Genomic DNA, 22,587 nt, shown 5'->3' on the forward strand with positions numbered 1-22,587 from the left:
CTGCTCGGGGTCCGCGTCGGCGTCCGCGTCGACGTCCACGTCGCCGATCGCGTCGACCTCGGCCCGGAGGCCCGGCGGGACGGGGACCGACTCACCGTTCGTGCGGTCGACTGCGGTGTAGGTCGCGGCGCCGTCGGCATCGATCCGCTTGACCACCTTGTGGTCCGCGTCGGCGACGTACCGGTACTTGCAGTAGTAGTCGTCCCACGCCTCGCTCGGGATGAAGCCGGTGAAGTTCTCGGGGTACTCGATACCGCCGCGTGCGATCTCGGCGGTCGCGCTCCCCGGCTCCGGGTCCGGCGCGATCCCGGCCCACCCCGGAACGAGGTCGTGGAGGCGCCGGAGCTCCGTCACCCCCGCCTCTCTCCCGGCCGCGCGGCCGGGATGGTCGACCATGAGGACCGCGTTCGTGACCGGCTCCGAGACCGTGAACTGGTGGCCGAAGCTCCCGTCCGCGCCGCCGAGCGCCTGCCCGTGGTCCGACAGCAGGACGACGACGGTGTCCTCGGCGAGCCCGTTCCTGTCGAGCGCGTCGCGGACCCGCCCGACGAGGTCGTCGGTGTAGTCGACGGAGGCGTCGTACACCCTTCGGAGCGCGTCGTAGTCGATGTCGTCCATCGTGAACACGTCCTTCTGTCGATGGGGGATCGCGGCGTCGGGGCCGACGCCGTGTTTCTCCTGATAGCGCTTGGGGGGGTGGTACGGCTCGTGCGGCTCCATCAGGTTCGTGTAGAGGAAGAACGGCTCCGCCTCCTCTCCCGCGCGGCCGTCGAGGAAGTTCTCGACCGCCTCGACCGTCTCCGCGGACTTACAGGAGTCGTCCACGTCGAACAGCCGGAAGACGCGGTCGAGCTGGCGGCCGATCAGGCGGCGCGTCCCGGATCCCAGCGCGTGGAACGCCCGCGCACCGAGCCTCGAGAGCCGGACGCTCAGGGGGTTGTCCGCCGTCCCGAGGAAGTTCTCCACCGCGTCGAAGTCGTCGGTCATCCCCTTGTGGGGGGTGATCCAGACGTTCGGCGTGATCGCCGCGGTGTGGTAGCCCGCCTCACCGAACCGGGCGATAAACGTCTCGCGGTCGGCCGGGAAGTAGCTCCGCGCGTGGGTGGTGCCGTGCTCCCACGGGTACTCGCCGGTGAACATCGAGGCGTGCGACGGGAGCGTCCACGGGGCCTGCGCGACCGCGTCCTCGAACACCACGGCGTCGTCCGCCAGGTCGCCGATGTGGGGCGTGAACTCCACGTCGCCGTTGTACGGCGAGATCCGGTCCTTGCGCAGCGAGTCGAGGACCAGGAACACCACGTTCTTCTCCTCGGAACCGGCGTCGTCCATGGGTCGATTCCGGGCGCGCGGCCTGTTAGGTACTCCGGTCCGGGTGCGGCGAGGCGCCCACTCCTCCCTCGTCGACGACCGCGACGATGTCGCGGCCGATTTATACGGGCCGCGAGAACGGGCCACGTATGACCGACAAGGTGGCGATCGTCTACTGGTGTGACGGCGCGGGCCACGCGGCCCGGGCCATCCCGGTCGCCAAGGAGTTCGAGTCCCGGGGCATCGAGGTGGCGATGGCCGGGGGCGGGCAGGGGAAGCCGTTCGTGGAGCTGAACGGCTTCGACCATCCGGACCTCACGACGGTGGCGGTGAAGGGGGACGGGCCGGTCGACTTCCTGCGCCACTCGCTGTTCGACCTGGCGCCCTCCGCGGTCCGCCGGACGAGGGAGCTGTCCGCGTGGCTCGACGCGGAGGACCCCGACGTGCTCGTGACCGACGACCTGTTCGCGGCGCTGTGTGCGGCGCGGAAGGGGCTCGACTTCTACCGCATCGACCACCTGACGACGGACCTGTTCGGCCCGCTGTGGGGAACCCCGCTCACCGTCTATAACGAGGTCTCGCTCCGGTTCGCGGAGGGGATCGTCGTCACCTCGCTGTGGCCCGACGAGCCGGCCCCCGAGGGGATCACGCGTGTCGGCCCGCTGGCGCAGGAAGGCGACCCCGACGACGCCGTCGAGCCGTACGACGTACTCTTGAGTCCCGGCACGCACGGCGAGGACTTCGACGCGATCCGCGAGCGACTGGAGGCGGACGGCCTCGACGTGCGGACCGTCGGCGACGAGGACTGGGAGACGAAACCCACGATGACGCCGTACACCGCGGCCGCGGACGTGGTGGTCTGTACCGGCTTCTCCTCCATCGCCGACACCGTGGTCGCGGGGACCCCCTGCGTGATCTACCCGTTCCTCCCGTTCCAGAAGGCGATCGCGGACGGCGCCGCCGAGCGGGGGATCGAGGGCGTCGCCCGCGCGAACTCCGTTGGCGAGGCCGTCACGCAGGCGAAACGCCTCCGGGCGCTCGAGGAACGTCCGGACTACGAGAACGGCGCGCCCGCGTTCGTCGACGCGGTGTTGGACGAATGATGTCGGGCGGCCGTGACCGTGGACCGACCGATCGGAGGGGTCACCAATGAAGGTCGGATTTTTCACCGACAGCTACTTCCCCGGGATCGACGGCGTGACCTACACCATTCAGGCGTGGCGCGACCGCCTGGAGGACCGCGGCCACGAGGTGTACGTCGTCTATCCCGACGGCGACTACGAGCCGGGTCCACACGAGTTCCCCGTCCCGTCGCTCCCGAACCCCTTCTACGAGCAGTACCGGGTGCCGCTGTACCGGCGGCTGTCCTCGCTGCCCGAGTTCGACGTAGTCCACTGTCACGGTCCGGCTTCAACCGGCTTGATGGGCCGGCGGTACGCGCGCAAGTCCGGGGCCACGTCCGTCTACACTCACCACACGCCCATCGAGGACTACCTGATCCAGGGGCTCAAGGTGGAGACCGCCGCGGACCTCGCGGGGCGGCTCTACGTGGCCTACGAGAACCGGTTCCTGCGGTCGTTCGACTGCGTGACCGCTTCGACCTCTCGGATCCGACGCGACGTGGAGCACCGCCAGCTCCCGGTCGGCATCGAGATGGATACGTTCCGGCCCGGTGCGAACGGCATGTTCCCGGACGACGAGACCGTGATCGGCTACAGCGGCCGGCTTTCGGCCAAGAAGAACGTCGACGAGATACTCCGGCTGGCGGAGGCGACGCCGGAGTACCGATACGTGATCGTCGGCGAGGGGCCGGAACGCGAGTCGCTGGAACGGGCAGCACCCGCGAACGTGACGTTCCGGGACTTCCTCCCCCGCGCGAGGCTTCCGGAGTTTTACGCCTCGATCGACGCCTTCGTCACCGCCTCGACCTGCGACACGCTCGGGCTGTCGACGCTGGAGGCGAACGCCTGCGACACGCCGGTCGCCGCCGCGGACGTGGCGCCCTTCGACGAGACCATCGGACAGGACAACGGCGCCCGCTTTGCGTTCGGCGACGTGCAGTCGATGCGGGACGCGGTCGAAGAGTGCCTGACCGGTGACCGCGACACACGCGAGGCCGTACGGGAGTTCTCCGTCGACCGGACCGTCGACGAACTGGAAGCGATCTACCGCGGCGAGGCGTAGCCGCGCGTCCGATTGACGACTCTCCGCGCCGCCGAAGACGCGCACCTGCGGCTGGGCAAGATAGCGTCGAGAGAAATGCTCCGACAGGGATTCGAACCCTGGTCATTGCCGTGAGAGGGCAATATGATTGGCCGGACTACACCATCGGAGCGTCCGTCTTCGCGTTCACGGCTTGGCCGGAGGCCCGTAAAACGGCTCCGATCTCCGATCGCCGTGCGACGGCGTGACGCGGGACGATCGCGGCGCAGTCCTCGCGACGGAAGCGGTCGCGACTGGTGGAGAAACATCTGCGGCTGGTCGGCGCGGCGTCGAGAGAAGTGCTCCGACAGGGATTCGAACCCTGGTCATTGCCGTGAGAGGGCAATATGATTGGCCGGACTACACCATCGGAGCGACGGTGTCTCGTACACCATTCGGTATGCCGGTCCCGAGTAAAACAGTTGCGTTTCGCCCCCACATTGTGCCGCCGTGACGCGGTCCGGTCGGCCGGCGTGGGTGTCACTCCTCGTCGAACGGCGACCCGGCCGCGGAGGGTTCGAACCCGTCGAGGCTGACGACGTTCTCGCGCCCGACGCGGAGCTTCGAGACCGTCCCCGCCTCCTCCATCTCCGAGAGCAGGACGCTCACCTTCGACTTCGACCAGCCCGTCTCGTCGACGATGCGGTGCTGTTTCATCCGCCCGCCGTTCTCGCGGAGCAGTTGCACAACGCGGTCCTCGTCCGAGAGTAGCTCCTCGTCAGGGACCGAGGGCTCGGTGGTCGCCGCGGCCGCGCCGGCCGCGATCTCCTCGTCGAGAGCCGCCCCGTCGCCTGCCTCGGCGTCCGCCTCGCCGCCGGGATCACTCGCGGCGCCCGAGGTGTTCTCGGCGACACCGTTGCTTCCGCCGCTCCCGCCGTCGTCCGACGATCCATTCCCGATCGGTCCCGGGAGGCCGCGGCCAGCGGATCTGGAGGCGATCAGTCCAGCCCCCGCAAGCAGCGAAAGCACCGCAAGCAGCACCGCCAGCAGCGGGAGTCGGTCGCTCCACGGTTCACCTGCCCCCGTCGCCGGGGTACCGGTCGCGGGTGCGCCGCCGGTTCCGTCCGCCGTTCCGCCGTCGGTCTCGCTCGTCGTCTCCACCGCGGACGCGGGCTGGAGCACGACCCGGGGGCGACGGTCGGTGAACTGGCGCTCGCCGCTCCAGGTGACCGTGTCGCTGTCGGCCAGCGAGTCGGGGTTCGACCGCGTGGCCGGGGGGTCGACGCTCGCGAACGCGAGCCCCTCGCCCGGCTCGACGACGAGTTCCTGGTCCGGGCCGATGTAGATCCCGCCTTCGAACACGTCGCCGACCACGACGCGGTTGCCGTCGATCGCCGCGAACCCCGACCACGTGAACGAGAGCTCGACGACGCCGATGTCGTTGCCGAGGCTCGACCGCACGAACGCGTCCCGCGAGAAGTTCCCGGCGCGCATCTCGCGGTCGGCGACTCCCTCTCCGTCGGCGACCAGCTCGCGCGCGTCCTCCGTGAACGCCCGATAGCGGTCGGTCTCGTTCTCGCGGAACTCAGCGGCGAACGACTCGAACGCCTCCCGCTCGTCGTCGGTCTCCAGCGGTCGTTCGTACCGGAACGTCCAGACGCCGTCGCCCTCCGCGGTCACCCTGATGCGGACGACGCTCCGCTCGAAGCTTCCGTCCTGTACCGCGGGGTTCGCTGCTGCCGTCGCTCTCCCCGGCGCCGAGTTCTCGCCCGCGGCAGCGACGGCCGGCGAACTACCGCCCGCGGAACCGGCGGCCGCGACCGCCGCAGCACCGCAACTCGGCACCGCCAGTACGGCGACCACGAGAACGAGAGCGAGGAGTGGCCGACGGCCCATTACCTGAAGGCCCGCTCCGGCAGTAAAAAGCGCTTATGACCGCGGCCGACGGACGGGGCGGTGGCCGTCCCCGTCGAGAACCGGGACCGTTCAGACGACGCGGTCGCCCGCGGCGAAGACGGACTCGGGCGACTGCCAGGCCGTCACGTCCTCGTTCGGATCGGCGTCGAGCACGACGAGATCGGCGCGGTGGCCCTCCGCGACGCGCCCCACGTCGTCGAGCCCGAGCAGGTCGGCGGCGTTGACCGTCGCCGCCTCCAGCGCCTCGGCCGGCGACAGCCCGTACTCGACCATGTGGACCATTTCCTGAGGGATGTCCGCAAAGTCGTTGAACGGCGTCCCGGCGTCGGTTCCCATCGCGATCGTTACGCCGGCCTCGAGCGCGCGGTCCCACGCGTCCGCGAAGTGCTCCGCGGAGACCTCGGCCTTCTCGACCGCGGATTCGGGGATCCCCGCCTCGACGCCGTTCTCGACGATGCCGTGGAGCGCGCTCGCGGTGGGAACCCAGTAGGTCCCCTCGTCGGCCATCAGCTCGGCCGTTTCGGCGCTCATGAAGGTGCCGTGCTCGATGCTGGTGATCCCCGCTTCGACGGCGTTTCGGATCCCCTCGTCGCCGTGGGCGTGGGCCGCCGTCGGCGTGTTCGTCGGCTCCGCGGCCTCGACGAGCGCTTCCAGTTCGTCCGGCGTCAGCTCCGGCGCGCCAGTGACCGCGCCCTCGGTGAGGACGCCGCCGGTCGCCATGCACTTGATCACGTCCGCGCCGCGGTGTAACTGTTCGCGGGCGGCCTTCCGCACCTCGGCGGGGCCGTCGGCCTCGCGGCCGAACCAGTGGCCGTGGCCGCCGGTCATGATGACGTTCTGCCCGCACGCGAGCACGCGCGGCCCGTCGACGACGCCCTCCTCGACCATGCGGGCGGCGTCGAGCGCGAGCGTGTCGCGCGCGCCCAGATCGCGGACGGTCGTGACGCCCACACGCAGCGCGGCCGACAGGTTCTCCGTCGCGCGGTAGGCGGCCTCGTAGGCGCTCTCGTCGGTCGCGCTCGCCACGTCCGGCCGGCCGTCCATCATCACGTGGACGTGCGCGTCGATCAGTCCCGGTGCGACGACCTTCCCGGAGACATCCGTCTCCGACTCGCCGCGGCCGAGGTCGCCGACCGCCACGATCTCCCCGTCCTCGACCGCCACGTCCGCCTCGCGGGTGCCGTCGGCGTCCGCGACTCGTCCGCCTCGTAACACGTGCATGAGCGCCACTTGCCGGCTGCGGGCCTAAATCGTGTGGTCCCGGCAGTCTCGACGCATGTGATCCGGCGATCTTCGCCGGAGAACGCGGAGACAGATGCACACGAATGCTACCGATGGACATGGTCGATCTATCCACGGCGACGGCGCTCGTCACGGGCGCCAGTTCGGGCATCGGCGCGGCGACCGCGCGCACGCTGGCCGCCGAAGGGGCGGATCTGGCGCTCTGCGCGCGCAGCGAGGACGACCTCCGCGCGCTCGCGGACGACCTGCGCGACCGGCACGACGCCGCGGTGCTGGTCGCCCCCGCCGACGTGCGCCGGGACGCCGAGATCGTCGCGGCCGTCGAGACGACCGTCGACCGGTTCGGCGGCCTCGACGCCGTCGTGGCGAACGCGGGCATAGGGCGGGGGAGCGACGTAGCGACGATGAGCGACGAGGCCTACGAGGCGATGCAGGAGACCAACGTGGACGGTACGTTCTACCTCACGCGGGCGACTCTGCCGCACCTCGTGGTGGCGTCGGGCAACCTCGTCGTCGTAGGGTCGTTCGCGGGGCAGTATCCGCGGTCGTACAACCCCGTCTACGCCGCCACGAAGTGGTGGGTCCGGGGGTTCGCGCACAGCGTCGCGGCGCAGGTCGGCGACGAGGGAGTGGGCGTCTCGGTGGTCAACCCGAGCGAGGTCCGAACTCGGTTTGGCGAGGAGGAGGGCGAAGCGTTCGAGGAGCGCTTCGCCCCCGGCGAAGTCACCGAACCCGAGGAGGTCGCCGAGGCGATCGCGTTCGCGGCCGGCCAGGAAGGGTCGACGGTCCAGGAACTCGATCTCTACCGCCGCGACAAGCTGACGAGCCTGTAGCCACACTCGCCGGCCGAACGTTCAAAAGGGAGACGGCGCCGATCGGTCCACGGCCGGGCGTCGCGGGCGACGACGACCGGTCACCCCCGGTCCGCATGGGCACGGACCGACCGCGCGGACCGGATCCCCACCGGTTCGTGGCGGCCAGCGACGGCTACGCCGACTCCGGGACCGACACGGTCTCCAGCACCTCGACCTCGTCGCCGACCGCAATCTCGGCGCCAGCCGCCTCCGCCGGCGTCTCAGTGTTCACCATCAGCCGGAAGTCGTGGTCGAACCAGTCGCCGCCCGACCACTCGGGCATGGTGGCGCGGCGGCGCTCCAGAAACGTCTCTCGGAAGCCCGGCGTCTCCGCTCCCGTGTCGGGGTCGCGGCTCGGCACGACACACCGCTGACAGGGGTTGACGCCCAGTAACCCAGCGTCGCCGACCCGGAACCGGACCCGCGACGCGCGGTCGGCGAACAGGCGGTCTTCCCAGAACGCGGGGCAGTCCGCGAGGACGACGTTCGGGCGCAGCCGACGGCACATCTCGTTGGCGTCGACGCCGTCGTACCACGAGGCCACCTCCGCGAGCGTCGCTCGGGAGACGACCGTGGGTCCACGCGCGCTCGCGTCGTCCGGGAATCCGCCGTCGTCCCGGATCACTCGAACGGGGTAACCGTAATGCTCACCGAGCCACGCGGCCATGGCCTCCGTCTCGCCCGGCAGGTCGAACGTCCGCGGGCCGCGGTCTCTCGTCGCGAGCGTGACGCTTGCGGGCGTCGCCTCGGCCGGTTGCGGGAGGTCGTAGGAGGCGCGAACCTCGTGGACGCGGCGTTCGCTCTTGCCGTTCACGTAGCCGCCCCCGCCGCCGACGGAGGCGGTCTCGGGGTCCGCGTCCGCCTCGAGCACCGCGTACGAGCGGTCGCCCGCGAGCGGCGCGTCCGCCGAGAGTCGCGCCCGTTTCCGGTCCGCTCCGTCCATCGACTTCACCGGATAGGCGATCAACCGGTCGACGCGTGTCATGGGATCCGGTGGAGACGCGCGATAAAAGAAATGTCGTCGCCGAGCCGGAATGCGCGCCGGCTCGGCGGGGCGGTCGCGTTACTCCTCGTCGTCGGTCGCGTCCTCGCCGTCGGCCGCGCCCTCGCCGTCGTCCTCGTCGGGGAGGTCGGCGACGACGTCGTCGATCTCGTCCTCCGAGAGGACGCGGTAGCCGTCCTCGGTCACGGTGGCGACGGAGATGTCGTCCGCGTCGAGGTCCTCTTCGTGGACCCGAAGGGCGCGCACGGCGAGTTCGACGCCCTCCTCGACGGTGAGCTCCGCGTTCCACTCCTCCTCCAGGAACGACTGGATGTCCTGCCGGCCGCCGCCGATGACGGTCGCCTTCCACTCGTGGGGCGTCCCCGAGGGGTCGGCGCCGAACAGGCGCGGCTCGCCGTTCTCGATCCCGCCGATGAGCAGCGCGGCGCCGTACGGGCGCGTGCCGCCCAGCTGCGTGTTCTCCTGAACGTGGTCGGTGACGTGCTTGGTCAGCGTCTCGACGCCGACCGGCTCGCCGTAGCGGAGCCGGTTCATCTGCGTCTGCCGGCGCGCGAAGTCGATCAGCTGGCGCGCGTCCGCGACGTGGCCCGCGCTCGCGGTGCCGACGTGGTCGTCGAGCTTGTGGAGCTTCTCGATGCTCTCCGCCTCCATCAGCGAGGAGGAGGCGCGACTCATCGCGGCGAGGACGACGCCGTCGCTCGTGCGGACGCCGACGCTCGGCGCGCCGCGCGAGACCGCCTCGCGGGCGTACTCGACCTGGTAGATCCGACCGTCAGGGGAGAACAGCGACGTCCCGCGGTCGTACGCCTGCTGGTCGTTGCCCTGCATCATCGCCCTCCGTCCTGCGTCGTTCGGCGTGCGTTCATTAGCGTCCCGTACACGCCCGGCAGGGAAAAACCCTCCTTAACCGGCCCACGCCGCGGCCGCCGAGGCCCTCTTCCGGCTCGACGTGAGACCGGCGGGAGTCACTCGAAATAGCGCCGCGGGACGTACTCCCGGAAGCGGGGCGGTATCCGGGACGCGAGCGCAGCCGCGATCCCCGGGAGACGGCGTCGAAGCGCTACGTAGACCGCCGATACCGCGAGCATTCCGACGGCCGCGGCCCACAGCGTCCCCTCGGCCACGTACAGCACCGGCGCGGCGGCGACCGCCGCGATGGCCAGGTCCTCAGGGGAGCCGTCGTACCGGATCCACCGTCTGGGCGCGATCCACTTACCGCGCGCGTGGTCGTAGATGGCGCGGTCGGACCGGCCCTCCCACGGACGGAGTTCGAGCCCGCCCCCGAACACGTCCATCAGGCAGTGGAGCGCGGCGGCTGCCGTCAGCACCGCCGCCGCGAGGAGCCACGCGCCGCCGGCGACCGCCGCCGCGGCCGCGAGGAGCGCCGCGGCGACCGTGTAGTAGACGGGGAAGTGAAGCGTCCGGCGGTGCCCCCGGTAGAGGTCCAGGTCCGGCAGGGCGCCGCCGACGAGTCCGGCCACCAGGAGGAGCGGGGCCAGCTCGGGTGACCGCAGGGCAACGGGCACCGCGAGCGCCATCCCCGCCAGCGCGTGGGTCGTCTGCATCATGTTTCGTCCCAACCGAGGCGACAGAAGGGCATAAGGGTGTCCCCGGACCGCAAGACCCGGGTCACGGGAGCCGTGCGATCGAGCGTCACGGCCGGTCCGTGCGGCAATTCCTTTTAGTCCTCCGCCGCGAAGCGCGCCCATGACGACGATCAAGGACAGCGTCCACGACCACATCGAGGTCGAGGGCGTCGCCGCGGCCCTCCTCGACACGCCGGCGGTCCAGCGGCTCAGACACGTCAAGCAGTTGGGGACGGTCCAACTCGTGTACCCCTCCGCGAACCACACCCGGTTCGAGCACAGCCTCGGCGTCTACCACCTCGCCTCCGAGGCGCTCGAGCACCTCGGCGTCGACGGCAAGCGGGCCGACCGCGTGGAGGCGGCCGCGATGCTCCACGACGTGGGGCACGGCCCGTTCAGCCACAACATCGAGGAGCTTACCCACCGGCACACGGGCAAGTACCACGACGACGTTGACGAGTTACTCGCGGACGACGAGGTCGGCGAGGTCCTCCGCGACCACGATCTCGATCCAGAGCGGATCGCGGGGCTAGTGGCGGGTGAGGGACAGTTCGGCCAGCTCGTCTCGGGCGAGCTCGACGTGGACCGAATGGACTACCTCGTGCGCGACGCCCACCACACCGGCGTCCCCTACGGCACCATCGACACGGGGCGGCTCGTGCGCGAGCTGACGTTCGTCGACGGCGAACTCGTGCTGGAGGAGGGGAACGTCCAGACCGCCGAGAGCCTCCTGCTGGCGCGGGCGCTGATGAATCCCGTCGTCTACACCCACCACGTCGCGCGGATCTCGAAGGCCATGCTTCGGCGCGCCGCCGAGCGCCTGCTGGAGGCGCCGGACGTGACCGCCGGACAGGTGCGGCGGATGGACGACCACGAGCTGCTCGTCGCGCTGCGGACGAACCCGGAGAGCGGCGGGCTCGCCGACCGGTACGACCGCCGGGACCTCTACAAGCGCGCGGTGTGGGCTGAATACCGCGACGTGCCCGAGTCGATCCGCGAGGCCGACCACGACACGGTGCGGGATCTGGAGGCGGAGATCGCCGCGACCGCGGGCGTGGCCGACGCGGACGTGATCCTCGACGTGCCCTCAGAGCCGTCGATGCGCGAGTCGACCGCGCGCGTGGTCGTCGGGGGAGAGGTCCGCCGGCTCGAGAAGCAGTCGCCGCTCGTCTCCGCGCTCCGGACCGCCCAGCGCAACCAGTGGCGGCTCGGCGTCTACGCGCCCGCTCCGGCGACCGATCGCGTGGGGCGGGCGGCCGCGAGCGTCCTCGGACTTGAGGCCGACACCCTGATCAGCGACGTGCGCCGCGGACTGCCAACCACGCTCGACGAGTTCGGCGAGTAGCTCCGTTACGGCCGCCGTCTACTGCGGGTCGATCTCGTTGGCCGCCGCCAGCACCTCGTCGTGGAGAGCGCCGTTCGAGGCGACCAGCCCGGTCGAGTCGTGGCGCCAGCGGTTCCCGTTCAGATCCGTCACCGTGCCGCCGGCCTGCCGGATCATGTGGACGCCGGCAACGGAGTCCCACGGGTTGCAGTCGACGTTGGTGATCACGCCCTCGATGGCGCCCTCCGCGAGGGCGGCGAGCGCGGCCTGCGCACAGCCGAACCGCCGGAGGTCGCCGAACCGCGAGACGATGGCCTCGCAGGCGCGGGCGTACTGGTCGCGCTCCTCGCGCGGCCACCAGATGGTCGGGACGACGGCGGCCGTTTCGGGGTCGCGCACGTCGCTGACGGCGATCGGGTCGCCGTCGCGGTACGCGTCCGACTCGTCGGCGGTGTACACGTCACCGAGCGCCGGGAGCGCGGAGGCCGCCGCTACCGGCTCGCCGTCCTCGACGGCCGCGACCGCGGTCGCCCACGTGCGCATTCCCCGGACGTAGTTGTTCGTCCCGTCGATGGGGTCGATGACCCACCCGGCGCCGGTCTCGGGGACCGCCTTCAGTTCGTCGTCCTCCTCGCCGACCATCGCGTCGGCCGGGAACGCCTCCCGGATCACGTCGATCACCTCGCGCTGGGCGGCGCGGTCGGCCTCCGTCACCACGTCGGTCTTGCTCGCCTTCGTCTCCACCGCGATGTCCGTTCGGAAGTGCTCGTGGGCCACGCGCGAGCCCGCCCACGCCGCGCGCTCCGCCACCGTCGCCCGGTCCTCGGCCCGATCCTCGCTCATACCCGCCCTGCGCGACCGCGCCCCGTATACGCGTCGGTTCGGTGACGCGACCGCGCTCGCCGGCCGCGGTTCGCCCCGACGATTAACTCGGTTCCGAATCAGAGTATCCTTAAGAGGAGAGAGCCGGTACACGTCTCCATGCGCCCCGAGGAAGCGGTCCGACAGCTCGAGTACGCCATCGACGCCAGCCTCGACGAGGAGGGCTCCCGCAGCGCGGCGAGCTACAAGCCGACGTTCGAGCGCGTCGCCACGCGCGCGGACGGCCGCGCCGTCTACGCGCTCGCGACGGAGCTGGCGGAGACGGTCGCGGACGGCACTCGCCCGTCCCCCGCGGAGGCCAACGCGGCGGCGGACCGGGTTGTCGACGACCGGATCTACACCGACGGCGGCCGGTAGTCGGGACGGTCGACCGCTGTCGTCCGTCGTCCTTTTTCGACCGGGGTTTGCGCGTCGTGAGGCTTCCGGAACGCGTTCCGCCGCCATTTTTGTGACACAGCGGTCGTTTTCGCGTCTCCTCGGTCCCGACGCGGACCGCCGCGGAGCGAACATCCTTGTACCGCGGGCCGAAGGTGTGGGTATGAGCCAGACACACACGCCGGCGTTCGTCGGGGCGCTCGACGAGCTCGGCGTCGAGCACTCCCGGGCGGCGCCGGCCGACTGCGCGGACGCGGTCGCGGCGGCGGTCGAGGGCGAGGCGGTCGGCGTCCCTCTCGGCGACGACCTCGCGCTGCCGGAGGCGGTCGAGACCGCGCCGACGAACGGCGACCTCGAGGCGGCGGATACGGGCGTCACGCCCGCAGGATTCGCGGTCGCGGAGACCGGGAGCGTCCACCTCCCCTCGGACGCCGCCGGGGTCGAGCCCGTTAGCCTCTACCCGTTCAGACACGTCGCGGTCGTGCGGGAGTCGACGGTCCTCCCGGACGTGCCGGCTGCGATCGAGCGATACGGAGACTTTCTCAGAAACGGAGGATCTGGAGTCCTCGCCACCGGCCCGAGCGCGACGGCGGACATGGGCGAACTCGTCGTGGGCGCGCACGGCCCGGGAGAGGTGCACGTGGTGATCGTCGAGGACGCCGACGAGAGCGACGAGAGCGACGAGGGCGACGGCGACGCCGGCGGGAACACGACAGCCGCGACCCGACCGGAGGCCGACGATGAGTAAGTCGGACCGCGCGGCCCGCATCCGCGAGGTGATGCGGACCGAGGGCGACTCCGTGGGCCACCACGCGCGCAGCCACGAGGAGGGCCGCCGCGAGGCGGTGCGGGACCTGCCCGACTACGAGACGCTGAAGGACCGCGCTCGCGCCACGAAGGAGGACGCTATCGAGCGCCTGCCCGAGCTGATCGAGGAGCTTCGCGAGAGCGTCGAAACCAACGGCGGCACGCTCTACGTGGCGGACGACGCCGACGACGCGAACCGGTACATCACCGAGACCGTCGGCGACGCCGACACCGTCGTGAAGTCGAAGTCGATGACGACCGAGGAGATCGAGGTCAACGACGCGCTCGCCGAGGCGGGCGTCGACGCCGTCGAGACGGATCTGGGCGAGTGGGTGATCCAGCTCGCAGACGAGGCGCCCTCCCACCTCGTCGGGCCCGCCGCGCACAAGCCCCGCGAGGCCATCGCGGAGCTGATCGCCGCGGAGTTCGACCTCGCGAACCCGCCCGAGACCGCCGAGGAGCTGACCGCGTTCGCTCGCGAGAAGCTCTGGGAGTCGATCCGCACCGCGGACGTGGGGATGACCGGCGCGAACTTCGTCGTCGCGGAGTCCGGCTCGATCGCGCTCGTGACGAACGAGGGGAACGCCCGCAAGGTCGCGACGACGCCGGACACCCACGTCGCCGTCGCGGGGGTCGAGAAGGTCATTCCGACGGTCGGGGACCTCGAACCGTTCGTGGAGCTGCTCGGCCGCTCGGGGACCGGACAGGACCTGACCGTCTACACCTCCCTGCTGACCCCGCCGACCGCGAGCCCAGTGCCGGACTTCTCCGACCCTGAGGCGCCCCTCATCGACCCGGACGCGACGACCGACGCCAACACGGGGGAGGCGAACCCCGACCGCGAGTTCCACCTCGTCCTGATCGACAACGGGCGGCTGGCGATGCGCGACGACGAGGACCTGAAGGAGACGCTCTACTGCATCCGGTGTGGCGCCTGCGCGAACTCCTGCGGTAACTTCCGGAGCGTGGGCGGCCACGTCTTCGGCGGCGAGACGTACACCGGCGGCATCGCGGGCGGCTGGGAGGCCGGCATCGAGGGATTGGACGTCGCCGCGGAGTTCAACGACCTCTGTACCGGCTGCTCGCGGTGCGTGCCGGGCTGTCCGGTGGAGATAGACATCCCGTGGATCAACACGGTCGTCCGCGACCGGATCAACCGCGGCGAGGCCGGCGCGAGCGAGTTCGACCACCTCGTGGACGGGCTGACGCCGGACGAGGAGCCGGCGGGCCTCGACCTCGGAACCCGACTGGTGGGGAACTACGCGACGCTCGCGAAGTGGGGCCACCGAACTGCGCCGGTCGCCAACCGCCTCGCGAACGTCGGCCCGGTCCGGTCCGTTCTGGAGCGCGTCGCGGGGATCGACCGCCGGCGCGAGCTGCCCGAGTTCGCCTCCGAGAGCCTCGTGGAGTGGTTCGCGGCCCGGGGTGGTGCCGCGGTCGCGGCCGAGGAGGCGGCGCGCGAGGCGGTCGTCTACCCCGACACGTACACGAACTACGTGGATCCGGACCGCGGGAAGGCGACCGTTCGCACCCTCGAAGCCCTCGGCGTGCACGTTCGCGTCCCGGACCTGCCGCCGAGCGGCCGGCCGCCGCTCTCGCAGGGGATGGTCGCGACTGCAGAGGCGCGGGCGGAGGCCCTCTCGGACGCGGTCGCCGGGCACCTCGACGCCGGCCGCGACCTGGTGGTCGTGGAGCCGAGCGACCTCGCGATGGTCCGCTCGGAGTACGAGAAGTTTCTGGCGCCGGCTGCCTTCGATCGGATCGCCGAGGGCACCTACGACGCGATGGAGTACGTGCACGGCCTGATCGACAACGACGCGGGCGGCGGGCTCGACGCGCTCGTCCACGGCGGGGGGGACGAAGGAGGCCGCGACCGCGAGGTCGCCTATCACCCGCACTGTCAGGCACGGACGGTCGGCGTGGCCGCCCACGCGACCGAGGTGCTGGAGCGGGCCGGCTTCGACGTGCTGGAGTCCGACACCGAGTGTTGCGGCATGGCCGGCTCGTTCGGCTACAAGGCCGACTACTACGAGCTGAGTCTGGACGTAGGCGAGCCGCTGGTCGAGCAGTTCGGCGGGACCGACCGGACGCTGGTCGCGGCCGGCACCTCCTGCGGCGAACAGCTCGACGCGCTGTTGGACCGGCCGGCGCGGCATCCGATCGAGCTGATCGCACCGCGAGAGCAGCCGACCTCGTAGGGGAAGTCGCCTCTCCCGTCCGACCGTCAGACGCGCGTCGGCGGACAACGAACGCTTATTAGGCGCGCTCGTGACCACACGGGTATGGACGCAGTTCCCGAGGAGATCACGAGCCTCGTCGGCCGCGAGGTCTACTCCAACAACGGCGTGTTCGTCGGCGAGGTGGAGGACGTGCGACTCGACCTCGACGCCGAGTCGGTCACCGGGCTCGCGCTGGCGGAGTTGAACGGCGAGCTGTTCGCGGGGACGGACATCGGACGCAACACCGGCGTCATCGTCCCGTATCGGTGGGTCCGGGCGGTCGGCGACGTGATCCTCGTCAACGATGTCATCGAGCGCCTCGACCGCGGCGAGGAGGAGTCCGAGGAAGCGGCCGTCTGACGCGTGACGCGACTGTCGACCGGCGTCCCGATCCTCGATCGACGGCTCGACGGCGGACTGGTGCCCGGCAGTACCGTCGCGCTCGTCGCACCCCCGGAGTCCCAGAGCGAGCTCCTGGCGACCGCGTTCGCGGCCGCCGGCCCGACGCTGTACCTCACGACGCTGCGCCCGGAGCGGTCGGTTCGCAAGGCGCTGACCGCGGCGGGCGTCGAGGACGTGACCGTCCGCCAGTGCGACGCCGAGACTCTCGCGACCGACCCCGCCAGCGTCCTCCGCGACCTGCCGACCGGCGGCCGGGTCGTGATCGGCGTGATGAACCCGCTCGAACGGATGGACCGCCAGCGCGGAGCGAGCGTCGTCTCGGCCGTGAGCGACGCGGTCGAGGCGGAGGGCGGTGCGGCGCTGTTACACTGTCTGGAGGGGTCCGGACTCGACGACGGCCGCGTCCGGACGCTGGCGCTCGCGGACGTGGTCTGCTCGCTGGAGCTCAGCCACACCTCGCTGTCGATCGACAATCGACTCCACGTGACGAAGTTCCGGAACGGCGCGGCGCTCACCGAACCGATAAAGGTGAAGCTCGCCGACGCGGTCGAGGTGGACACGAGCCGGGACATCGCCTGAGAACGGGCTCGACGCCGGCAGTGGTACCTCAGTGACCGGGAGCCTACGAGCCGTTCGAGCCCTCGGAGCCCTCGACGCCCATCGCGTCGAAGAGCTTGCGGCGGACCGCCTCCTCGGTGAGCTGCAGCAGCGTGTCCCGGTTCTCGTCGCTGGTCTCGATGCCGGTGAAGATGCCGAGCGGGATCTCGACGGACCCCTGCGTCGAGTGGCCGGCCGCGTCGCCCATGTCCTCGAACGCCTCCTGCAGCACGTTGCCGATGTTGATGCGGATGTCCTTCGAGCGCGCGGAGAGGTAGATCTTCTCGTCGGCGATGCCCAGCACCGCGGTCGTCGTGATCCCCTCCAGGTTCAGAAGGTGCTGGGCCGCCTGCGCGAGTGCCTCGCGGTCGCGGATGAAGCCGGCCGTCGAGAAGAGGTGGCTCCCCTGGACCTCGCGGTTCTGGATCGCCTCCGCGAGCACATCCAGCGTCTCGGGGCTCATCGACGGCGACTCCACCTGTTCGAGCGTGTCGTGGTTCGCGAACGGATGGAGGTACGCGGCGGCGGTCAGGTCCGCGGGCGTGGTGTCCCGCTTGAAGTCCAGCGTCTCGGCACGAATGCCGTACAGCAGGGCCGTGGCGACCGCCTCCGACGGCGAGAGGTCGAACTCCTGCAGGTACTTCGTGAGTATCGTGGAGGTCGAGGAGACGTTCGTGCGCACGTCGACGAAGCGGGCGTCGACCTCCGCGTCGGCCTCGTAGTGGTCGATGTAGACGTCGACGTCGGCGTCGATCTCCATCTCCGGCTCGCCGGACTTGGCGTGGTCGACCAAGGCGATCGTCTCGTAGGCGTCGAGCGGATCGGCCTCCTCGCGCGAGAGCAGGTCGATCCCGAGCAGGTTGACGAACGCGCGGTTCTCCTGGTGGCCAACGTCGCCCGTGTAGAGGATGTCCGCGTCCACGCCGTAGGCCTCGGCGATGGCCTGCAGGGCGGTCGCGGAGGCGATGGAGTCCGGGTCGGGATTGTCGTGGGTCAGGATCGCCAGCCTGCCGTCGGACTCGCCGGTCTCGCGGAGGATGTCCGCGAGCTGGCGGGCCATGTACTCCAGCTCGCCGGTCTCCAGCGAGCGGAGCGCGGAGTCGGCGATCACCGTCGAGGGGTTGATCACCACGTCCGCGCCCAGGTCGCGAAGCTCGTCCTCGCTGACCGGATCGGAGGCGCGCACGACCACGTAGTGTTCGCCGCCGCGCTCGCGGATAGCCCTCACCGCTTCCTTGTTCGCCTCCACGTCCGAGGCGAGGATCAGGATGATGTCGCGGTCCGCGACCGCCTCGCCGACGCCCTCAGCGGCGATGTCCTGTACCTGTGCGTTGAGGTCCTGGTCGCGCAGCGCCTCGACTCGGCTCTCGTCGCGGTCCAGTATCAGCACGTCCCGGTCGCGGTCGGTCAGGTCTTCCGCGACCGCATGGCCCACGCTCCCACACCCGAGTATCGCGTACCGCGTCCGCGATGAACCACCGGAGCCTGCACTCATTGGTTGTCGCGTCTCGGGCCGGCCGACACTTAACAGGAGCGCTTGCGACGCCGACCGCCCCGGATCCGGCCGTTGTGAGCCCCCTCCGACCGGTTCGGCGCGACACCCAGATGTCGAGTCCGGCCGCGGCGAGGACGCGCGCCGACCGCGGAGCCGCACCGCGGGACGGCGTGCGGACCACCCACGCGGGACCGCGAAAAGGAAACGCCTTTTAGGGCGACGCCGGTACGAGTGAGTGAGGGCCGGTAGCTCAGTCAGGGAGAGCGACGGACTCTTAATCCGTCGGTCGGGGGTTCAACTCCCTCCCGGCCCGTGCACGAACCGCCGAGCGACAGCGAGGGCGTTTCTGAGACTGTTCTGTCGACCGTTTTCGGGGCTATTCTGTTCCGACGTCCAGCGACGCGCCACACTCCGGACACTCCTCGTCCATGTCCGTCGCGGGGGCGTCACACTGCGGACAGAACACACGCTTACAGCTTCGGTCGCCCATGAGTCACGTTGACGCGGGACGTTTCTGAGTCTTTCGGCGTCCTCGAAGTGGTCCCCGCGATCGCCGGCGGCTACTCCCCCTGCTCGGTCGCCAGCGCCGCCTCCTTGAGTCGGCGGCCGCGGTCGGTGGAGACGGTGAGTTCGGGTACCGGCGTCGGGTCGTTGTCGGCGTCGACCGCGACGAAGACGAACGTCGACTCGGTGGTCTGTTCGGTCTCGCCGGTGCGGGGCTGCTCGCGGAACGCCTGCAGGCGGACGCGGACGCTGGTGCGGCCGGCCTCGTAGACGTACGCGCGGATGACCGCGGTGTCGCCGACCGGGATGGGGCGCTTGAAGTCCATCCCCTCGATGTTGGCGGTGACGCAGGTCTCGCCCGCGAAGCGCATCGCGGACATCGCGCCGACCTCGTCCATCCACTTCATCACGTTGCCCCCGTGGGCGGTGTCGTAGTTGTTCGTGTGGTTGGGCTGGATGCGCGAGCGGTTCTCCAGGTAGGTGTCGACCAGGTCCGTCATGGTCGGGGGTCGCGGCCGGCCGCCTTGAGCGTTGGCCGTGTGGCGCTCCGGCGGCGTCGGTCGATGGTCGCGGCCGCGGCTCTCGGACGCCGACCGGGCGCTTTACTTTCGAACCGAAACCCCTTTTCAGGCGCCCGTCGCCGGTTGGGACGTGACCGACCGCGACGACCGGTTGCAGTTCTACGCGCTCTACCTGACCCGCTTCGCGGAGGGGTTCGGGTTCGTCACGCTGCTGACGCTGCTGCCGACCTACATCAACACGCTCGACCCGCAGGCGACGACGGTCCTCGGCGTCACCATCAGCGCCGGCTTCGTTATCGGGCTCTACACGACCGGCTTCACGTTCGCGCAGACGGTCGCCGTGGTCCCGCTCGCGTGGGCGGGGGACCGCTTCGACAAGCGCTCCGTGCTGCTGTGGACGCTCGGGGTCGGCGCGGTCGTCTACGCGCTGTTCCCGGTCGTCGACTCCTCGCTCTCGTTCATCCTCATCCGAGCCCTGCAGGGCGTCGCCGTCACCGGCGCGGGGTTGATGAGCCTCTCGCTAGTCGGCCAGCTCGCCGACGTGGGGACGCGCGCGCACCACATCGGCCGCGCCAACGCCGCCTCCTTCGCGGCCTCCATCCTCGGCTCGCTGTCGGCCGGCGCCATCTACGACGCCCTCGGCTTCGACCCCATCTTCACGATCATCGTCGCGATGATGGCGGTCGCGTGGGCCGGGCTCTACGTCTACCTCGACGCCGACGAGACGCGCGTCGAGGGGTTCCCGTTCAGCGACCTCGCGCTCAACCGCAAGCTGTTGACGATCACCAGCTTCCGGTTCCAGTACGCCTTCGCCGTCACGATGGTGCGGACGTGGATCCCCATCTACGCGGGGACGACGATGGCCGCCGGCGGGCTCGGCGTCGCAGGGCTCGCGGTCGCGGTCACCGTCGCGATCGAAAAGGGGACCAACATGGTCGGCCAGCTGTTCACCGGCCGGCTCTCGGACGACTACGGCCGTGCGCTGTTCGTCTTCTGTGGCGGCGGCGGGTACGGCCTCGTCGCGCTCGTCATTCCCTTCGCGCCGGAGGTCGGCGCCGCGCTCGGCGTCCCCGCCTCGCTCCCGCTGCTGGGCGAGACGCCGCCCGCCTACCTCCCACTCGTGGGGCTCTCGGGGCTGCTCGGCGCGGTCGACTCCTTCCGCGAGCCGGCCAGCATGGCCCTGTTCGCGGACGAGGGGACCGACGACGGCGGCGTCGCCTCCAGCTTCGGCATCCGGGAACTGGTCTGGCGGCCGGGGTCGGTCGTCGGCCCGATGCTCGCCGGATGGCTCATGGTCGAGGTGAGCATGGACTCGGTGTTCTACGTCGGCGGCGCGTTCGCGATCACCGGCGTGCTCGCGTTCCTCGCCATCCTCCTCAACGACTACGGTCGGCGCGCGCTGACGGCGTGGTGATCGCGCGGCTCGGGCCATCCGCGCGGTGAGCGGCGCCCGGCCGCGCCGTCGGTGCGGCTCCCCGCCGGCTCAGGCGTCCCGCTTCGCGAGCGCCGCCCGGTAGTGGTGAGCGCTCTCGCCGTCGCCGCGGCGCACGTCCGCGACCGCCCACGCGGTTCCGACCGCCGCCTCCCGCAGTTTCTCGGGCGCGAACAGCCGGAAGGTGAGCGCGGGGTCGGCCTCGCCCTCGTACTCGAACCACATGACGCGGCGACCGACCCCCGGCTCGGGGTCCGGGCGGTAGCCCAGTAGCTCCCGCGTCGCCTCGTACTCCGGGTCGTAGCAGTCGACCACCGCGGTCGCGTCGCTCGTCGTCACGTGGGCCAGGTCCCCGAGAAATTCCCGGAGCGCGCGCTGTGAGGGCGCGAGCCCGAGTTGGGTCCCGTTGGCCAGCGCCGAGCCGAACCGGTCGGCCGAGAACTGTGCGGGGAGGCCGAACATGTCGCCCTCGCGAGCGTCCCGGACGCCGCGCTCGCGCATCGTCTCCACGAGGGCGGGGCTCGGCTCGATCGCGACCGTCTTGAACCGCTCCTGGTAGTACAGCGCGTGACGCCCAGCCCCCGCCCCGAGGTCGACGAGCGGCCCCCGTAATCGGTCGTCGAGCCATCGCTGGCCGGGGTCGTCGGGGTCCGGCGGCGTGAAGTAGAACGCCTCGACGGGGTGTTCGCGCCTCTCGTCGCCGTCGCGGTGGATCAGGGGGGCGTCGCGCTCGCCACGGTTGTGGTCGCGGATGGCGCGGCCGAACGCGTCGGGACCGACGTGCGGCATATCCGAGGCGTCGCCGTCGGCGGACAAAAGGCTGCGTGAGAGGCGGTACCGAGACGCAGTGGCGCTACCGAGGACAGAGCGGCCGCTCGCCGATCGGAAGTCCGCGCGAGAGAAAAGGTCGAGAACGCCGGTCCGCGCTCAGGCCGAGCCGTCGACGAACTGTTCGGGCCCCTCGTAGAACCAGTAGCCGGCCTCGCGCATCGCGCGGCCGAGTTCCTGGTGGAACTCCACGAAGTCGGCGAACTCCTCCTGTTCGACGTGCTCGAAGATCTCCTCGACGGAGACGACCGTCTCGTAGTCGATCCGGATGGGGTGGTCCCCGAACTCCTCGACGTAGTCGGCCGCCGAGAGCGGGAAGTCCTCCTCTTCGTCGATCTTCTTCGCGAGCACCGCGTGACCGTAGTTCCGCATGCCCTCGCTCCCCTGCTCGCCGTCGGGGTCGTGTGGCCAGTCCATGTTCCGGAGTTCGCGAGCGGGTGGGATAGTCGTTACGTTCCCCGTCACGTCTCACCACGGCCCGTCGTTTACCACGGCCCGTCGTAGTTCACGCGCGGCCGGTCCGCGTCGAGGCCGAGTTCGCGCAGCGTCGCGGTCGCGTTCTGGACCGGACCGGGCGCCGGCCTATCGAGCGCGTCGCCCGCCGCCTCCCGGAACCGGACCGTCCAGTCGCCGTCGACCACGACCGCGGCGCGCCGCGGCACGTCGGTGTGCCCCTCCCACGCGTCCGCGAGCAGGTCGTACGACGCCGCGACGCGCCCGCTGTCGTCCATCGCCAGCGGGAAGGGGATCTCGAACCGGTCGGCGTACGCGACGCCGGCGTACAGGGAGTCGGCGCGGACGCCGACCACCGACAGCCCGTCGACGGCGGCCCAGCCCGCCTCGCGCATGCCGCACAGCTCCGCGGTGCAGGTCGGCACGAAGTCGGCCGGGTAGAAGTAGATCAGGACGGCCTCGCTCGCCTCGACCTGCCGGAACAGCTCGAACTCGACTGCCGCTCCGTCGACGACCGCGGGCGCGATGAAGTCCGGGGCCTTGTCGCCGACGGTGACCATGTCCGTCGCTCGCGCGGCGTCGTCATAAGGACGCGGGTTCGAGCTCGCGACAGGTGCCGACTGTCAGGACTCGAGGCGGGCGGTCGTCACGGGCCGAACGTGAGTCGAGCGTCGACGGTCCCCGAGAACCCGGGAA

General features: G+C 70.8%; 22 protein-coding genes and 3 tRNA genes. 11 read left to right on the forward strand and 14 right to left on the reverse strand.

The features are described 5' to 3' along the window. On the reverse strand, nucleotides 1–1,329 hold a 1,329-nt coding region (locus AN233_RS07145), incomplete at its 3' end, for a sulfatase (RefSeq protein WP_058366113.1). A gap of 128 nt (nucleotides 1,330–1,457) precedes the next feature. On the opposite strand from AN233_RS07145, the gene AN233_RS07150 reads away from it, so the two are divergent. After that, nucleotides 1,458–2,411: a glycosyltransferase gene (locus tag AN233_RS07150; RefSeq protein WP_058366114.1), complete on the forward strand. Its 954-nt coding sequence runs from the start codon at nucleotides 1,458–1,460 to the stop codon at nucleotides 2,409–2,411. Between the two features lie 46 nt (nucleotides 2,412–2,457). Then, a complete protein-coding gene (locus AN233_RS07155; RefSeq protein WP_058366115.1) occupies nucleotides 2,458–3,492 on the forward strand; it encodes a glycosyltransferase in 1,035 nt (344 codons plus the stop codon). Between the two features lie 76 nt (nucleotides 3,493–3,568). On the opposite strand, the gene AN233_RS07160 is transcribed toward AN233_RS07155, so the two are convergent. From AN233_RS07160 to AN233_RS07175, 4 genes are all read right to left on the reverse strand, one after another. Beyond that, nucleotides 3,569–3,643, reverse strand: a tRNA-Glu gene (locus tag AN233_RS07160). Between the two features lie 167 nt (nucleotides 3,644–3,810). Continuing rightward, a tRNA-Glu gene (locus AN233_RS07165) sits at nucleotides 3,811–3,885 on the reverse strand. A 105-nt stretch (nucleotides 3,886–3,990) separates the two neighbouring features. Further along, a complete protein-coding gene (locus AN233_RS16800; protein ID WP_058366116.1) occupies nucleotides 3,991–5,346 on the reverse strand; it encodes a helix-turn-helix transcriptional regulator in 1,356 nt (451 codons plus the stop codon). A gap of 90 nt (nucleotides 5,347–5,436) precedes the next feature. Beyond that, a complete protein-coding gene (locus AN233_RS07175; protein ID WP_058366117.1) occupies nucleotides 5,437–6,588 on the reverse strand; it encodes a metal-dependent hydrolase family protein in 1,152 nt (383 codons plus the stop codon). Between the two features lie 119 nt (nucleotides 6,589–6,707). On the opposite strand from AN233_RS07175, the gene AN233_RS07180 reads away from it, so the two are divergent. Further along, nucleotides 6,708–7,442, forward strand: a complete 735-nt coding sequence (locus AN233_RS07180; RefSeq protein WP_058366118.1) for an SDR family oxidoreductase — start codon at nucleotides 6,708–6,710, stop codon at nucleotides 7,440–7,442. A 154-nt stretch (nucleotides 7,443–7,596) separates the two neighbouring features. On the opposite strand, the gene AN233_RS07185 is transcribed toward AN233_RS07180, so the two are convergent. From AN233_RS07185 to AN233_RS07195, 3 genes are all read right to left on the reverse strand, one after another. Further along, on the reverse strand, nucleotides 7,597–8,448 hold the full coding sequence (locus AN233_RS07185; RefSeq protein WP_058366119.1) for an MOSC domain-containing protein: 852 nt from the start codon (nucleotides 8,446–8,448) through the stop codon (nucleotides 7,597–7,599). A gap of 78 nt (nucleotides 8,449–8,526) precedes the next feature. Further along, entirely contained in the window at nucleotides 8,527–9,297 is a 771-nt protein-coding gene (gene psmA, locus AN233_RS07190; RefSeq protein ID WP_058366120.1) for an archaeal proteasome endopeptidase complex subunit alpha, read from the reverse strand. 134 nt (nucleotides 9,298–9,431) lie between these two features. Next, complete coding sequence (locus AN233_RS07195) at nucleotides 9,432–10,034, reverse strand: hypothetical protein (protein WP_094192410.1); 603 nt, start codon at nucleotides 10,032–10,034, stop codon at nucleotides 9,432–9,434. Between the two features lie 139 nt (nucleotides 10,035–10,173). Here AN233_RS07195 and AN233_RS07200 point away from each other — a divergent pair, with 139 nt between their 5' ends. Continuing rightward, complete coding sequence (locus tag AN233_RS07200; protein WP_058366121.1) at nucleotides 10,174–11,397, forward strand: HD domain-containing protein; 1,224 nt, start codon at nucleotides 10,174–10,176, stop codon at nucleotides 11,395–11,397. An 18-nt stretch (nucleotides 11,398–11,415) separates the two neighbouring features. Here the strand turns inward: AN233_RS07200 and AN233_RS07205 are convergent, their stop codons facing one another. Beyond that, the gene (locus AN233_RS07205; protein WP_058366122.1) at nucleotides 11,416–12,219 is read right to left on the reverse strand and encodes an inositol monophosphatase family protein; all 804 of its coding nucleotides are present in this window, start codon (nucleotides 12,217–12,219) and stop codon (nucleotides 11,416–11,418) included. Between the two features lie 138 nt (nucleotides 12,220–12,357). Here AN233_RS07205 and AN233_RS07210 point away from each other — a divergent pair, with 138 nt between their 5' ends. From AN233_RS07210 to AN233_RS07230, 5 genes are all read left to right on the forward strand, one after another. Next, the gene (locus AN233_RS07210; RefSeq protein WP_058366123.1) at nucleotides 12,358–12,615 is read left to right on the forward strand and encodes a hypothetical protein; all 258 of its coding nucleotides are present in this window, start codon (nucleotides 12,358–12,360) and stop codon (nucleotides 12,613–12,615) included. Nucleotides 12,616–12,796: 181 nt separating this feature from the next. Next, a complete protein-coding gene (locus AN233_RS07215; protein ID WP_058366124.1) occupies nucleotides 12,797–13,381 on the forward strand; it encodes a LutC/YkgG family protein in 585 nt (194 codons plus the stop codon). Next, a complete protein-coding gene (locus tag AN233_RS07220; protein WP_058366125.1) occupies nucleotides 13,374–15,638 on the forward strand; it encodes an LUD domain-containing protein in 2,265 nt (754 codons plus the stop codon). The genes AN233_RS07215 and AN233_RS07220 overlap by 8 nt, the downstream gene beginning before the upstream one ends. A gap of 84 nt (nucleotides 15,639–15,722) precedes the next feature. Further along, on the forward strand, nucleotides 15,723–16,019 hold the full coding sequence (locus AN233_RS07225) for a PRC-barrel domain-containing protein (RefSeq protein WP_058366126.1): 297 nt from the start codon (nucleotides 15,723–15,725) through the stop codon (nucleotides 16,017–16,019). 3 nt (nucleotides 16,020–16,022) lie between these two features. Then, complete coding sequence (locus AN233_RS07230) at nucleotides 16,023–16,640, forward strand: RAD55 family ATPase (RefSeq protein WP_058366127.1); 618 nt, start codon at nucleotides 16,023–16,025, stop codon at nucleotides 16,638–16,640. 43 nt (nucleotides 16,641–16,683) lie between these two features. Here the strand turns inward: AN233_RS07230 and AN233_RS07235 are convergent, their stop codons facing one another. Then, entirely contained in the window at nucleotides 16,684–18,153 is a 1,470-nt protein-coding gene (locus AN233_RS07235; RefSeq protein ID WP_058366128.1) for a DHH family phosphoesterase, read from the reverse strand. 239 nt (nucleotides 18,154–18,392) lie between these two features. Between AN233_RS07235 and AN233_RS07240 the strand changes: the two genes are divergently transcribed. Beyond that, nucleotides 18,393–18,466, forward strand: a tRNA-Lys gene (locus AN233_RS07240). A gap of 247 nt (nucleotides 18,467–18,713) precedes the next feature. Here the strand turns inward: AN233_RS07240 and AN233_RS07245 are convergent. Then, on the reverse strand, nucleotides 18,714–19,157 hold the full coding sequence (locus AN233_RS07245; RefSeq protein ID WP_058366129.1) for an acyl-CoA thioesterase: 444 nt from the start codon (nucleotides 19,155–19,157) through the stop codon (nucleotides 18,714–18,716). Between the two features lie 151 nt (nucleotides 19,158–19,308). Between AN233_RS07245 and AN233_RS07250 the strand changes: the two genes are divergently transcribed. Continuing rightward, on the forward strand, nucleotides 19,309–20,592 hold the full coding sequence (locus tag AN233_RS07250; protein WP_058366130.1) for an MFS transporter: 1,284 nt from the start codon (nucleotides 19,309–19,311) through the stop codon (nucleotides 20,590–20,592). Nucleotides 20,593–20,661: 69 nt separating this feature from the next. Here the strand turns inward: AN233_RS07250 and AN233_RS07255 are convergent, their stop codons facing one another. The 3 genes from AN233_RS07255 to AN233_RS07265 form a co-directional block, all read right to left on the reverse strand. Further along, the gene (locus tag AN233_RS07255; protein WP_058366131.1) at nucleotides 20,662–21,399 is read right to left on the reverse strand and encodes a methyltransferase domain-containing protein; all 738 of its coding nucleotides are present in this window, start codon (nucleotides 21,397–21,399) and stop codon (nucleotides 20,662–20,664) included. 138 nt (nucleotides 21,400–21,537) lie between these two features. Next, on the reverse strand, nucleotides 21,538–21,855 hold the full coding sequence (locus tag AN233_RS07260) for a DUF5785 family protein (protein ID WP_058366132.1): 318 nt from the start codon (nucleotides 21,853–21,855) through the stop codon (nucleotides 21,538–21,540). A gap of 68 nt (nucleotides 21,856–21,923) precedes the next feature. After that, the gene (locus AN233_RS07265) at nucleotides 21,924–22,451 is read right to left on the reverse strand and encodes a peroxiredoxin family protein (protein WP_058366133.1); all 528 of its coding nucleotides are present in this window, start codon (nucleotides 22,449–22,451) and stop codon (nucleotides 21,924–21,926) included. Nucleotides 22,452–22,587 lie beyond the last annotated feature (136 nt).

Source organism: Haloparvum sedimenti (assembly GCF_001462205.1).
GTDB classification, from domain to species: Archaea; Halobacteriota; Halobacteria; order Halobacteriales; family Haloferacaceae; genus Haloparvum; species Haloparvum sedimenti.